Below are 14665 nucleotides of genomic sequence, written 5' to 3'. Positions count from 1 at the left end.
ACATCGAGTGAACGATTACTCTGGAAGGAATGTTGAAAATGGATTCATTCGATACTAAACTGTTACTTGCCTTGCTTTTGCCGGGATTACTTGTTATTTTATTCACCCGTGTGACATTTCACCACGTCGTCGGCCTTATTTTAACGGTTGCATTGATTGCAGCTTCGGTATACGCGGGTTATACGCATAACTGGCTTCTTTACGGGGCGGATGCGCTATCGCTCACGGTCGGATTTTGGTATGCGACACGTATGATGAAGATTGCAAGGCAGCATGAACAAGAGGATTGACGAATGGAGCCGCTCGCTGTTAAAGGAGCGGTTTTGTTGTGGGATGAAATGGGGATTTTCCTTTTGAGCGAGCATAACTGATGCCAACCAATCATATCGCGTGTTCAACCGAGCATACCGCGAGTCAACCGATCATATCGCGTGCCAACCGAGCATATGCCCATGCCCAATCGAGCATATCCCGTGCCAACCGAGCATATCCATCGCCGCCCGATCATAAGACGTTGCCAACCGAGCATATCTGCCGCCGCCCGATCATAAGACGTTGCCAACCGAGCATATCTGCCGCCGCCCGATCATAAGACGTTGCCAACCGAACATATCCGCCGCGAGCCGATCATAACCCGCGACTAACCGATCATATCCACCGCCGCCCGATCAAAACACGCGACTAACCGAGCATATCCTCCGCCGTCAACCAACCAATCATCCTAAAACAAAAAAAGACCGCACCCAAGCGGCCCCCCATCCTCACATAAACAAACTATAAACAGCCAGCACAGCAATCGTGCCAAGAACAACAGACATCACCCCGCCGCCAAAAATGGCGATTAAAAACGCGGCACCGGCTCCAAGCACCCCAAACAATATATTCCCTTCCTGTACAAATAAAATTGCTGGAAAGATGAGCGCACCTAGGACGGCATAGGGAATGTTGCGCAAGACACCTGACACAACCGGCGGCAGCTCTTTACCGTCTAAAACAGTCAGCGGAATCATACGCGGAATGTACGTCACAAGTGCCATACCAAGAAGCATCCACCAATAACTAGGCCCCATTAAACTTCCTCCTCTCGTTTGAACATCGTTTCAGTCGTTTTCCCACGCCGTGAATAAACAATCTCTACTAGAATAGAAGATGCAAGTGTTGCAACAAGAATGGACCAGCCTGTCGACAAGGCCTCTGTTACGTACAGGACACAATGGATGGCGGCAGCAAGTGCAGCGAGCATGACGACTTTGCGGTTGCCCTTCATCGAAGGAACAAGTAATCCGATGAACATTGCATAGAGGGCAATCGACATTGCGGCTTGTAAAAACTGTGGAAGATTTGCGCCGATAATGTGACCGATAACGGTGAAGATGACCCAACTGCCATACGCAATTAACGATACGCCAAATGCGAATGCGGTCGGAATCTTTCCTTTCTTCCCTGTTGCGAGTACTGTAAATGATTCGTCTGTAATGCCGAACGCATAGATCGCTTTGACCCATTTTCGAGCGGGCTGCATCTTTTCATTGAGCGAAGCCGTCATAAGAAAGTGTCGAATATTGACGACGAATGTATTCATGACAATCAACAGCGGGTCGATACCTAATGTAATTAGGCTGAGCGACATGTATTGTGCGGCACCGGCGTAAACGAATATACTCATCGCCGTAGCTTCTATAATAGACAAGCCGGCAGTTTTTGCGAGCAGTCCAAATGTGAGCGCCACGGGGAAATATCCGATTGCAATGCTCGTCCCTGCTTTTAGACCAGCTGAGAATTGGTTATTCTTCATTGTATTCACATCTTCCCAAAGTATATTTAAGCGATTATACTATACTTCAGGGTTTAAATGTTCATATTTAAAGGAAAACTCTAAATACGGGGTATTTTTATGTAATCAAAAAGTAGAAAGCCTGACGAAAAAAGTTTTTGAATTGAGGTTGTTACTAATGAATGAGTGGATGAATCCTGATAAAATAATCGAATTAGCACAACACTATAAATCACTTGGGCCGTTTCTTGGGCTATTACTGCCATTTATCGAGTCATTTCTACCGTTTCTTCCGCTCTTTGCATTTGTTCTGGCGAATGCAGGCGCTTACGGTCTTTGGTATGGATTCCTTCTGTCATGGGCGGGAACTGTTGTGGGTTCTTATGCTGTATTTTTGATCATCCGAAAATATGGACGCAATCGGTTACTTAATTTCTTGACTAAAAGCGCACGTATTCAAAAATTAATCAAGTGGGTGGAGAGAAACGGTTTCGGACCCTTATTTTTATTCCTGTGTTTCCCGTTTACACCGTCCGCACTCGTCAATCTTGTTGCAGGCCTATCTGATATGAAGAAAAAGAATTATTTAATCACGCTTATGGCTGGAAAGTTTGTCATGATTTTCATGATTAGTTATATCGGCTATGACATAAAAGCGTTATTCACGAATCCAATTCGAACTGCGATTGTCGTAGTCGTCATCTTTTTACTATGGCTCGTGGGCAAATATTTTGAGCGCAGGCTGAATTCAAAAGTGGAGGCCGATTTCCGTGCATCTGCCGCTTCGCGTAATGACAAGTAATCACTCCCTATTATGTGAAATGGTTCCTGTCATCCCTATCTTAGACATCAAGTAAAGTAGGGATGATAGGTTTTTTTTAGTGGTATGAATCACAGACTTTCATCCAAACAGTATTAGCCAATACATTGTTCGGGGAGATAAAACGTGTTCATCAATATGAGTTAGACGACAATAATTTAGTTTCCGACCTACCATCGAGGCCGTTCAAGAATTGAAGTTGACACAAATTAACTGATTACAAATGGACGTCCCCTATTTTTTGTTTTGCTAAAGGGAATTGATTGTAGGTGTTTATAACTTGTTTTATAAAGGGAATGACTTTATTGTGGTTATATAATACTATTTACATGTAATGAATTTGTCGGTCGATAGAAAAACAATATCTATGCTATTTGCTTATATTGATTTTCGGATAAAAGGGGTTATCTTATGGAAGAAAATATTCTCAAGCGTAACAATGTGAATGTTACTGGTGGAGGTACAAAGACAATCATTTTTGTTCCAGGATTCGGATGTGACCAAAATATTTGGAGGTTTGTGGCACCTTTCTTTGAAAAGGAATATCGGGTTGTCCTTTTTGATCACGTAGGATCGGGGAAGTCAGATACGAATGCTTACAGTACTAGTAAATATAGCGATCTTCATGGTTATTCACGAGATGTTCTTGACATTTGTGCAACATTAAATTTTGAAAATGTAGTTTTAGTAGGACATTCAGTTGGCCGTATGATTGGCATGTTGGCATCTATTCAAAAACCCGAGTATTTTGAGCGTCTAATCATGATTGGCCCCTCGCCTTGTTATTTGAATGATCCTCCTGATTACATGGGGGGATTCGAGAAGGTGGATCTTGAGGGATTACTTGACATGATGGATATGAATTATATTGGATGGGCAAACAATTTTTCGCAAGTTATTATGGGAAACCCTGAACGTCCGGAGCTGTTTAAAGAATTGGAAGAAAGCTTTTGTTCAACGGACCCAATTATCGCTAGCCAGTTTGCAAAGACCACCTTCTTCTCTGATAACCGGGAAGATTTGAAGAAAGTGGTGGTTCCATCCTTAATTATGATGTGTTCAGAAGATACAATTGCTCCAATTGAAGTCGGTGACTATATTCACCGCCATCTGTCAGGAAGTACATTGAGACTAATGCAGGCAACGGGGCATTGTCCTCACATGAGCCATCCGGAAGAAACGATTCGCCTGATTTGCGAGTATTTATCAGCTAGCAGATGAGTTAAGGAGTAGATTTTCGTATGGATGAACAATTGAACTATGCACCGTGCGGCTATCTCTCACTTGCCGATGACGGAACAATATTGACGATCAATGAAACCTTACTTCAATTACTAGGGGGTGACCTTGTCGACGTACAGGGAAGGCATGTCAACTTAATCTTGACAGTCCCTAGCCGGCTCTTTTACCAACTTTATTTTTTTCCGATGATCAGATTACATAAAAAGGTGGATGAAATGTATCTCACCCTCAAGTCGAAAAGCGATCAAGAGATTCCTGTGCTCATCAATGCTTTGCGCAAGAATCGAAGCGGGATGCAGGTAAATGAAATTATTATTACTCAAATGCATCGTCGCACCGAGTATGAGCTCCAACTACTTGAAGCTAAAAAAGCTTCTGAAGAGGCCGTTAGGATAAAAAGTGAGACCATTGCTGAGCTTAATCAGCTACAAAAGGATTTGAAAAGTAAGCAAACAGAACTTCAAGAACTGAACGCCCAGCTGCAGATTTTAGCCGAGACAGATGAATTAACCGGTCTTAAAAATCGGCGTAGTTATCAAGAAGATTTGGCTACGAACATCGCCGCAAGTGCAATAACAGCACAACCACTGTCACTAGTGCTACTTGATATTGATCATTTTAAGAAGGTTAATGATACGTACGGACATTTGATGGGTGACAGGGTCCTGCAGAAGTTGGCACAACGTTTGAAGACTGCATGCGAAGAAGGCAATATCGCTGCCCGTTATGGAGGGGAAGAATTTGCATTGATTCTTCCGCGCATGGACGAACATGGTGCGCTAACTTTTGCAGAAGGGATTCGATCATATATCGAAAGTACTTCTTTGGGAGAAATCCCAATTACAATTAGTATCGGCATAGCAACTATGAAAAAAGGAGACACTGAAACCACTCTCCAATCCAAAGCGGATCAAGCACTTTATTCATCCAAAGAAAGCGGTCGCAATCAGGTCACACATGCACTTCAGTTGTAACATGGACAGCCAATCGAAAAAGAAGCAGCCCAACCGCTCAATAGGTTGGGTTTTTTTGATAAATAGAAGCCGTAGACATCGTTATGCTAAGTCCTACTATTTCTGTACAATAGAAAGAAAGGGTTACAGGGGATTTTAGCTAGTTACATTTTAATTAAAGAATCCTGTTGAATCTGCTGCGGCGCGCAATAATGAGAGAGTTGTGACCCGGAGTGTGGTTTGTAGATCGCTTAGCGCTTTGGGGATGCCTTTGCCGCGCCTGCGCTAGCGTGTACATTATCGGTAGAGTTATTATTCTGAGATGTATAGACTGAAATAATAATGTGATTACTATTTGATACTAATTTCATTGAAGAAAGACGCACTACATACTACAGGTCTTATCTCCGACAATGAAATGCGCTTTCTAAGATAGACCACCCAGCGAAGGCGTTTCTAGACTAAATGTTCAACTAGGATAGAAATAAATAACCTACATTCATTAAAAGGAGGACGCAAAATGTCACTACGTTTCATAACCGGTAGATCGGGCGCTGGAAAGACGACGTTCATTGAGCGGGAGATGGCTGCTGAATTGGAACGAGATCCAATGGGAGCGCCTGTTATTGTCATTGTGCCTGACCAGATGTCGTTTTCGATGGAGCATAGCTTGTCCGTTAATTTCGGATTAAAAGGGATTATCCGTGCACAAGTATTGACGTTCAAGCGGTTGGCATGGCGTGTGCTGCAGGAAACAGGTGGCATTACGCGCAAGGAAATAGATGGTTTCGGGTACAGGATGCTTGTACGAAGCGTTTTAGAAGACAATCGGGACCAGTTCAAATTGTTCCGACAAGCGGCTAATAAACGTGGATTCACGGAACAAATTGGGGACTTGCTGAAGGAGTTTAGTCGCTATTGCCTCGACCATCAAACGATGAGCAATCTCCATGATGCACTAGCTTCAACAGGTGCACCACGCACATTGCTCGACAAAGCGGAAGACTTGTCATTATTGCTGACAAAAATTGAAGAAAAGCTGGGTACAACTTATGTCGATAGTGAAGGACACTTGGCTCTACTTGCTTCACAAATTGCCCATTCAGACCTGTTAAAAGGGGCAGATATTTATATCGACGGTTTTGAAAATTTCACGACGCGGGAATATGAAATAGTCACGGAACTGATGAAACACGCCAATCGACTGACAGTTGTGTTGCCGATGGAAGGCGCTCTCACAGGGTTTGCGGACCATGAATTATTTTTCAATCCCGTAAGGACCTCCCTCAAATTGCGTGAACTGGCACGTGCTGAATCGGTGGAAGTAGAGGAAGATGTCCATTTGGCGAATTCGCCACGTTATCAAAATGAAGACTTAAAACATTTTGAAGCGGAATTCGACCACTATCCTGCGAAGCAACAACCGTCAGCTGGCAATGTGGTCTTGATTGAAGCAGCGGACCGTCGTGCGGAAATCCACTCAGTGGCGCGTACAATCCGTGAGTTAATGATTGCAGGCAAGCGTTACAAAGACGTTTCAATTTTGTACAGGCAGCCTGAAAAATATGATGAATTGATTGAGACCATTTTTCCACATTATGATATTCCGGTGTTCATCAGCCAGAAGAAACCGATGTTGCATCATCCGCTTATCGAGTTTTCACGTTCGGTGTTAGAAGCGGTGACAACGGGTTGGTCATATGAATCGGTGTTCCGCGCAGTAAAAACAGATCTCTTTTTCCCACACCGAGAAACCAAGTTATTATGGCGTGATCGAGCAGATAGACTCGAAAACTATGTTCTTGCACATGGGATTTACGGACAGCGTTGGTTCGATGACAGCCGTTGGCGCGTGAAAAAATACCGCGGTCTTGAATTGCATTCAAATGTGCAAACCGACGAAGAAATCGCGATGGAGCAAGAACTGCATGTGATTCGTGATGAAATTCGGGATCCGCTTACTGATTTTGAAAAACGTTTGAAACGGTCCAAAACGGGACGTGATGTCGCGGAAGCGCTGTTTTTATTCATGGAAAACTTAAATGTCTATGATAAAATCATCGATCTGCGTGCGGAAGAAGAGCGTGCAGGACGATTACTTGGCGCAACGGAACATGAACAAGCTTGGAACGGCTGGATTAATGTACTAGATCAGTTCGTCCTTATGTTCGGCGATAAAAAAATGGATGCTGTAGAAGCAGCTCGGATTTTGGATGAAGGATTTGATTCACTCGAATTTGCTCGCATTCCGCCGTCGCTCGACCAAGTGACGGTGTCGACTGTCGAAGTTTCAAGCTTAATGGAAATTGACGCTGTATTTGTCCTTGGGGTGAACGATGGCGTCATGCCGAAGCGGGTTGACAATGAAGGGCTTCTGTCAGATGCCGACCGTGAATGGTTCTCGGAAATCGGCTTTGAACTAGCTCCAACGTCGAAGATGAAATTGATGGATGAAACGTATATGGCCTATCGTGCATTTACGGCACCGCGCGAAAAATTATATGTGTCGTATCCAATTGCAGACGAGGAAGGGAAAGCACTTATTCCGTCGTTGTATATTACGAGAATTGCGCAAATGCTGCCAGGAACTGAAACTAAAATAGCGGTAACGGATCCATCCGAATTGTCGCTAGAAGCCAATCAATTCGATTACATTAGCCACCCGCGTTCGGCACTTCCTTATGTATCAATGAAGTTGAAAGAGGCGGAACAGTCGGGTGTGTTGGAACGTGAATGGCGTGCAGTGATGGCGTATTACGACGAGGATCCGTATTGGTCGTCTGTCATCAGTCATATCATTCGCCCGATGAACGCGAAGAATGGGGCGGAACGACTGCGTCCAGAGATAACGGAAGGGTTGTACGGGGAGTCATTTGTTTCCAGTGTGTCACGCATTGAATCCTATTACAGCTGTCCGTTCCAGCATTACGCCTCGTTTGGACTTGGTTTGCGCGAACGGACAGAATTTACGCTGGAAGCACCGGCTATCGGGGATTTATTTCACGCGGCTTTAAAATGGGTGTCCGATGAAACAATGCGCCTCGATAAGTCGTGGGCAGAGCTGACGCGCGAAGAATGTTGGAAGCTTGCGAGAGCAGCGGTGGAAGATATTTCTCCTTACTTCTTTAATCGAATACTATTATCAACGAATCGTTATGTTTATATTAAACGTAAGCTCATGCATATTATTCAGCGAACAATTTATTCCCTTAGTACGCAGGCCAAATCGACGGTATTCAAACCGGTTGCCATTGAGGCAGGATTTGGACCCGGCGAAGAACTGCCAGCGCTTGAAATTCCATTGCGCCGTGGTGATTCGATGAAACTGCGTGGCCGAATTGACCGTGTCGATGCGACCGAAATTGGCGGTAAAAACTATGTCCGTGTTGTCGATTACAAATCATCTGCCAAAAGCCTTGATTTAACAGAAGTCTATTACGGCTTGTCCTTGCAAATGATGACCTATCTTGACGTAGCGCTAGAAAATGCAGACGAATGGCTCGGAATACATGCGGATCCAGCGGGCATTTTGTATATGCATATTCATAACCCGATGATCCGCTCCGGTTCCGAATTAACACCTGCACTCCTTGAAGCGGAAATCGCGAAATCCTATAAGATGAGAGGCTATTTGCTCGATAATCAGGAAGTTGTCATCGGCATGGATGCTGATATTGGCAGATCCTCTTCAATCGTGCCAGCCTCGATTAAAACGGATGGAACTTTTGCGAAAACGTCAAAAGTATTGTCATCCGATGATTTGCAGATGATGCGGTCGTTTGTCAGAACGCGCCATCAAAAAGCCGGAGATGCCATGCTTGCGGGCGATACCCGCGTCTATCCCTATAAATTAAAAAATAAAATGCCATGCGAGTTTTGTTCGTATCGATCCGTTTGTCAGTTCGATCAAACAGATCCGTCAGCAGAGCATCGGTCTTATGCCGAAATGGACCCAGAATTAACTCTCGATAAAATGCGTAAGGAGGTGGGGGATGATGCACATACCCGTGAAACCTGAGGGACTAACATTTACTGACGCCCAGTGGAAAGCAATTTGGGCGACAGGGAAAGATATTCTCGTTTCCGCTGCCGCTGGTTCGGGGAAAACGAAAGTGTTAATCACACGAATGATTGAAAAAGTACTGGATGAAAATAATCCAATCGATGTCGATGAACTGCTCGTTGTGACATTTACCAATGCCTCTGCTGCAGAGATGCGACACAGGATGGCGGAAGCGTTGGAAGAAGCGATTGCTGCAAGGCCGGAATCCGTCCACTTGCGCAGGCAGTTGAATTTATTGAACAAAGCACAGATTTCCACACTGCACTCATTTTGTATGAACGTCGTTGGACAATATGCTTATTTAATCGATATCGACCCGGGATTCCGGATTGCGGATAGTACGGAAGCGGCGCTGTTAAGTGACGATACAATTGGGGCTGTCCTTGAAGATGCTTATAGTGCGGAAAATCCGGAAGCAATGTACCGGCTAGCAGATAGTTTTACGTCTGACCGCAACGATCAGTCCATCGAAACACTGATTGACCGCTTGTATGATTATTCCCGCGTTCATCCGGTACCGGAACAATGGTTGCGCGAAATTCCCATGCAATATGAAATAGGTGACCAAGCTTCTATCGATGATCTTGAATTTATCGAACCGCTGAAAACGGCTATTCTCCATACGCTTGAAGAAGCGGCGGCGTTAACTGGCGATATGCGAAACATTGCGCTGATGGTGGACGGGCCGGAACCACTTGCTGCTACGGCTGAAGCAGATTTGATGTGGATTAATGAAGCAATTCGACGCATCACGGATGGTACATGGGAAGAAATGTACGCATTTTTTGGCTCTCTCAAATGGGCAAAGGCGGGGACAATCCGCAAAGATTCGTGTGATGAAGAACTTGCAAAACGAGCGAAAGCGCTGCGTGATGCGGTGAAGAAAATTATTAATACGTTGAAAGAATCTTATTTCACGAGAACACCAGCCCGTTTATTGGATGAAATTCGCTTGATGGCGACGACCATGCATACGCTCATTGACTTAGTGATCGACTTCGGCAGGCGTTTTGAACAAGTGAAAATTGACCGAGGGATTGTCGATTTCTCAGATTTAGAGCATTATGCGCTACGGATTTTATCGAATGTTCAAGATGGAGAACTGGTGCCTTCTGATATCGCAGTTGACTACAAAAATCGCTTTTCAGAAGTTCTTGTCGATGAATACCAGGATGTCAATATGTTGCAGGAGACGATTATCCAGCTCGTTAAGCGCGGCGGGGAAGAGGATGGCAATCTGTTCATGGTTGGCGATGTAAAACAGTCAATTTACCGCTTCCGTCTTGCTGAACCGATGCTGTTTCTTGGTAAATACAATCGATTTACGGCAACGGATGGCCATCAAGGCTTGAAAATCGATTTGAATGCCAACTTCAGAAGTCGTAAAGAAGTGCTCGATGCGACAAATTTCGTCTTTTCACAAGTGATGGGCGCGCGTGTCGGAGAAATTGAATACGATGATGCGGCGGCGTTGAAATATGGCGCTAACTATCCTGAAAAAGCCGTAACAGCTGGTTTGACGTTGCTCTATGAAGAAGAGGAAGATGAGCAGGAGCTAGACGATGCAACGGAATTAGCAGGCCAAAGCTTGAAGAGTTCGCAGGCGGAAGCACGATTTATGATAAAAAAAATCCAGGATATGATTGCATCAGGCGCTGAAGTAACTGATGCATTCAGCGATAAAAAGCGTCCACTTGAATATAGAGATATTGTTATTTTGATGCGTTCAATGACATGGTCAGGTGAAATCGCAGAGGAATTTAAACTAGCGGAAATTCCAATCTATGCTGAACTAAAACGCGGTTATTTCGATGCGTTAGAAGTGATGATTATGTTGAATACATTGCGTGTCATCGATAATCCCTATCAGGATATTCCACTTGCATCCGTCCTCCGTGCTCCGTTTATCGGCATGACGGAAAATGAATTGGCACAAATTCGTCTTGCCGGAAAAAGCGAACCGTTCTTTGAAGCGTTGAAGCGTTTCGTTACAACAGGCGGAGCAGGTGTTGCAACAGCGACACAGGAAAAACTGCTACGGTTTTTCAATCAGTTCGAGGATTGGCGTAACTTGGCACGACGCGGTTCGTTGTCCGAACTAATTTGGCAAGTCTATTCCGATACGCATTACTACGAAATGGTCGGTGCAATGGCAAATGGTAAACAGCGCCAGGCCAATCTACGAGCGCTGCATGACCGTGCAATCGATTATGAAAAAACGTCGTTCCGTGGGCTGTTCCGTTTTCTACGTTTCGTTGACCGTATGCGAAAACGGGGCGATGATCTCGGTGCCGCACGTTCGCTAACAGAAAAGGAAAACGTTGTCCGTATCATGACCGTCCATTCATCGAAAGGATTGGAGTTTCCTTTCGTTTTCATCGCAGGGGCGGGTCGGAAATTCAATAAGATGGATTTCAATGAACCGTATTTGTTCGACCAGCATTTTGGTCTGGCAGTGAAAGCGATTGATCCGGACAACCGGATTACCTATACATCCTTGCCGTTTCTTGCAATGAAGGAAAAGAAAGAACTTGAAATGCGTGCGGAAGAAATGCGTGTGTTATACGTTGCTATGACACGGGCGAAAGAACATCTTGAAATTATTGCTTCCGTAAAAGATATCGAAAAGTCGATTGTAAAATGGCAAGATGCCCAGCTAGTCGACCCTGAACTGATGTTGCCTGAGTATACGAGGTCACGTGCAAACGGTTATTTAGACTGGATTGGTCCAGCAGTCGCGAGACATCCGGCATTTGCGAAATTCGGAAGTATCCCGGGAGGTCAGTCTGTAATCGATGCCTCAGTTTGGCAGATAGATGCGCTGCCTGTTTCGGCATTATTTAGTAAGCTTGGAGATAGCGATGAGGAACCAGTGAAATCATTGGATGTCGTTCCAATTGAAGAAGTCGACGAGGGGATGTTGCTGGAAGTGAAACGCAGGTTTGACGCGACATATCCACATCTTCCATCGGTAACGAAACGGTCTAAACAGACGGTCAGTGAGTTGAAACGGCTGTCGATTCTAGAACAACAGGCGGACGATGATTTGTTTGTGTCTACGAATGCGGATGTCAGTACGGCATATCTCCATAATCGACCAGCCTTCATGCAATCACGGGCACTATCTGCAGCGGAAGTCGGGACGGCGATGCATACGATTATGCAGCATATCGATATCCAGAAAGAAAGTAGTGTCACTGATGTTGAGAAGCTCCTAACAGATTTGACGGTCCGCCAGTTACTGACTACAGAAGAAGCGATTGCAGTCGATGCCAATACGGTTGCACATTTTTTCAAAACGTCGATTGCAAAACGGCTTATGAAAGCTGAGAAAGTAGAGCGCGAATTGCCGTTTACGTACGCTTTTGATGATAACGACGGGGATTACCAAATATTGCAAGGGATCGCGGATTGTTTATTCGAAGAGCAAGATGGTTGGGTCCTGCTAGATTATAAAACTGACCGAGTCAGCGGACGCTTTGGTTCTGATGAAGAAGTCGACGCAGAAATGCAGGTCCGGTATGGCATCCAGTTGAACCTGTACAAGAAAGCGATTGAAGAAATTGTGAAAATCGACATTAAAGAGATGGTCCTTTATTTATTTGACGGACATAGGACTATAAATATTCAGGGGGAATAAAATTGAAATTAACACCAACAACGCTTGGAAATCGTATTGAGGCGCTCGATATGCTGCGCGGGTTTGCATTACTCGGGATATTCATCGCGAATATGCTCGTATTCCATTCACCGTATTTGTATATGGATCCGTATTCATGGTTTAGTGCATCGAGTGATATGGCGGTCTTTAAATGGGTTGATATCTTCGTGGAAGCGAGTTTTTACCCGATTTTCGCCATGCTGTTCGGTTATGGTTTAAATATGCAATATGAAAAATCAATGGCAAATAAGATGTCATTTGCGCCAGTCATGGCACGTCGTATGGGCGTTTTGCTCGTCTTCGGTTTACTTCATGTATTGTTCATCTGGATGGGTGACATTTTGTTTACGTACGCGTTAATGGGCTTTATGATGATTGCGTGTGTTAGGATTCCGAAGAAGTGGATGTTACCGATTGCTGCTTTCGTCTATATTGTGCCTTCGGGAATCATTTATGGAATCACTTATTTTCTCAATAAATTGGATTCGAATGCAATAATGGAAGGCTACGCAGATATTCATCAAATTGAACGCTCGCTTGAAGCGTATGCCTACGGTAGTTATGGCGAAATCTTTAGCTTCCGTTTTACTGAATGGCTAACTTTGGGATTGACGAGTTCGTTACTAGGTATCTTCGTCGTATTGCCACTCATTATGATTGGGGCAGGCTTGTCTAAATGGAAAGTAATTGAGCGCGCCGCGGAATTGAAAGTGGGCATCGCAGTCGTGACTGTTGTTTCACTTGCTGCGGGCATATGGATGAAAGCTATACCACATACTAGTGGTCCTTCAATGGATGCACTTGTATTGCAAGAGCAATTCGGCGGTCCTGTTTTAGCAATTGGTTATATAGGTTTGTTGCTCTTACTCTATCAACTACCATTTTTCCGCGCGATATTCCGTCCTATTTCAAAAGTAGGTAGGATGTCGTTGACGACGTATATTACGCAATCGATTGTGGCGACAATTATTTTTTACGCCTACGGTTTTGGCATGTATGGCAAAGTAGACTTGGCAACGGGAGTGGGTATTGCAGTTGGTGTGTTCATCATTCAAGTTCTAATTGCTGAACTTTGGCTGTCGAAATTCCGCATGGGTCCATTAGAGTGGTTGTGGCGCAAAGGAACATACGGAAAGAATTTGCCGAATAAAGAGGAAAAGGATCGGCCTTTGTCGTAGTAATCAGAATAAGGGTTTTACTAATGAAGGGATGGGCTGACAGATGAAATTATTATCGTTCCGTTACGAAGGCAGGACGTTATTTGGACCTAAAGTGAAGAAGGAAGATGCAGTATGGGATATGTTAGCGATTGCAGAAGCATTTGAGGATACTGATTTTCCACAAACAATCACGGAAGGTATTGCATCTGGTCTGGATTTCGTTGAAAAAGTACGGAAACTTGCTGAACAGGCGCGGTCGGATGAGAATTCGGACCGATTCAAATATGCATTCACTGCTATAGAATGGCTTTCGCCAATTCCGAGAACGCCTAAAAATATCCTATGTGTAGGCAAAAACTACGCTGACCATGCGGCGGAAATGGGCGCAGATGCACCACCTGAAAAGTTGATGATTTTCACGAAATCACCAACCGCTATTGCAGCGGATGAACAAGACGTTTCAGTCCATGCTGATGTGACGGATAGCCTTGATTATGAAGGGGAACTTGCGGTTGTCATTAGCAAGGGAGGACGTAATATCCCGAAACAATTGGCCTATGATTATATTTTCGGTTACACCATTGCAAACGATGTGACGGCGCGTGACGTGCAAGCGGCACATGGCCAGTTCTTCTTAGGAAAAAGTCTCGATGGATCGTGTCCAATGGGACCTTATATTGTGACGAAAAATGAAATACCGAATCCACATAATTTATCAGTTGTGACAAAAGTGAACGATGAAGTGAGACAAAATGGCAATACAGCGTCGATGATTTTCAAAATCGACGAACTGATTGCTGAAATATCACGTTATGTGACACTTGAACCAGGCGATGTCATTTTGACGGGTACACCTGCTGGCGTCGGCAAAGGCATGACACCTCCGACATTTTTAAAACAAGGCGATACTGTAAAAGTGTCCATTGAAAGCATCGGAACTCTCGTAAATAAGTTTGTTTGAGCAGTTTCCCTTTTGCGAATTAGTCAATTGT

10 protein-coding genes are annotated in these 14665 nt (G+C 44.4%); 8 read left to right on the top strand and 2 right to left on the bottom strand.

Annotated elements, in window-relative coordinates:
* The first annotated feature begins 38 nt into the window (after nt 1-38).
* Entirely contained in the window at nt 39-290 is a 252-nt protein-coding gene (locus tag AZE41_RS17065; RefSeq protein ID WP_067211939.1) for a CsbA family protein, read from the top strand.
* 471 nt (nt 291-761) lie between these two features.
* On the opposite strand, the gene AZE41_RS17060 is transcribed toward AZE41_RS17065, so the two are convergent.
* Both AZE41_RS17060 and AZE41_RS17055 read right to left on the bottom strand, forming a co-directional pair.
* On the bottom strand, nt 762-1070 hold the full coding sequence (locus AZE41_RS17060; protein ID WP_067211936.1) for an AzlD domain-containing protein: 309 nt from the start codon (nt 1068-1070) through the stop codon (nt 762-764).
* Complete coding sequence (locus AZE41_RS17055) at nt 1070-1795, bottom strand: AzlC family ABC transporter permease (protein ID WP_067211933.1); 726 nt, start codon at nt 1793-1795, stop codon at nt 1070-1072. The genes AZE41_RS17060 and AZE41_RS17055 overlap by 1 nt, the downstream gene beginning before the upstream one ends.
* A 157-nt stretch (nt 1796-1952) precedes the next feature.
* On the opposite strand from AZE41_RS17055, the gene AZE41_RS17050 reads away from it, so the two are divergent.
* The 7 genes from AZE41_RS17050 (at nt 1953) to AZE41_RS17020 (ending at nt 14634) form a co-directional block, all read left to right on the top strand.
* A complete protein-coding gene (locus AZE41_RS17050) occupies nt 1953-2576 on the top strand; it encodes a TVP38/TMEM64 family protein (RefSeq protein WP_067211931.1) in 624 nt (207 codons plus the stop codon).
* 429 nt (nt 2577-3005) lie between these two features.
* Nucleotides 3006-3815, top strand: coding sequence for an alpha/beta fold hydrolase (locus AZE41_RS17045; RefSeq protein WP_067211928.1), 810 nt, complete (start codon nt 3006-3008; stop codon nt 3813-3815).
* 20 nt (nt 3816-3835) lie between these two features.
* On the top strand, nt 3836-4810 hold the full coding sequence (locus AZE41_RS17040) for a sensor domain-containing diguanylate cyclase (RefSeq protein WP_067211927.1): 975 nt from the start codon (nt 3836-3838) through the stop codon (nt 4808-4810).
* A gap of 499 nt (nt 4811-5309) precedes the next feature.
* Nucleotides 5310-8807 (top strand): helicase-exonuclease AddAB subunit AddB, encoded by a 3498-nt coding sequence (gene addB / locus AZE41_RS17035; RefSeq protein ID WP_067211924.1) that lies wholly within the window; start codon nt 5310-5312, stop codon nt 8805-8807.
* The gene (gene addA, locus AZE41_RS17030; protein WP_067214036.1) at nt 8785-12492 is read left to right on the top strand and encodes a helicase-exonuclease AddAB subunit AddA; all 3708 of its coding nucleotides are present in this window, start codon (nt 8785-8787) and stop codon (nt 12490-12492) included. The genes addB and addA overlap by 23 nt, the downstream gene beginning before the upstream one ends.
* Nucleotides 12493-12494: 2 nt before the next feature.
* Nucleotides 12495-13691, top strand: coding sequence for a DUF418 domain-containing protein (locus AZE41_RS17025; protein ID WP_067211922.1), 1197 nt, complete (start codon nt 12495-12497; stop codon nt 13689-13691).
* 43 nt (nt 13692-13734) lie between these two features.
* Complete coding sequence (locus tag AZE41_RS17020; RefSeq protein ID WP_067211921.1) at nt 13735-14634, top strand: fumarylacetoacetate hydrolase family protein; 900 nt, start codon at nt 13735-13737, stop codon at nt 14632-14634.
* The last annotated feature ends 31 nt before the right edge of the window (nt 14635-14665 follow it).

It is taken from the genome of Sporosarcina psychrophila (assembly GCF_001590685.1).
Taxonomy (GTDB): Bacteria; Bacillota; Bacilli; order Bacillales_A; family Planococcaceae; genus Sporosarcina; species Sporosarcina psychrophila.
Note: the sequence above shows the minus strand (reverse complement) of the source record. Positions and strands in the feature narration are given on the sequence as shown.

Coding starts and splice junctions, on each gene's coding strand:
- AZE41_RS17050 (WP_067211931.1), top strand. CDS start 1,953: ATGAATGAGTGGATGAATCCTGATAAAATAATCGAATTAGCACAACAC.
- AZE41_RS17040 (WP_067211927.1), top strand. CDS start 3,836: ATGGATGAACAATTGAACTATGCACCGTGCGGCTATCTCTCACTTGCC.
- AZE41_RS17055 (WP_067211933.1), bottom strand. CDS start 1,795: ATGAAGAATAACCAATTCTCAGCTGGTCTAAAAGCAGGGACGAGCATT.
- AZE41_RS17045 (WP_067211928.1), top strand. CDS start 3,006: ATGGAAGAAAATATTCTCAAGCGTAACAATGTGAATGTTACTGGTGGA.
- AZE41_RS17060 (WP_067211936.1), bottom strand. CDS start 1,070: ATGGGGCCTAGTTATTGGTGGATGCTTCTTGGTATGGCACTTGTGACG.
- addA (WP_067214036.1), top strand. CDS start 8,785: ATGCACATACCCGTGAAACCTGAGGGACTAACATTTACTGACGCCCAG.
- AZE41_RS17065 (WP_067211939.1), top strand. CDS start 39: ATGGATTCATTCGATACTAAACTGTTACTTGCCTTGCTTTTGCCGGGA.
- AZE41_RS17020 (WP_067211921.1), top strand. CDS start 13,735: ATGAAATTATTATCGTTCCGTTACGAAGGCAGGACGTTATTTGGACCT.
- addB (WP_067211924.1), top strand. CDS start 5,310: ATGTCACTACGTTTCATAACCGGTAGATCGGGCGCTGGAAAGACGACG.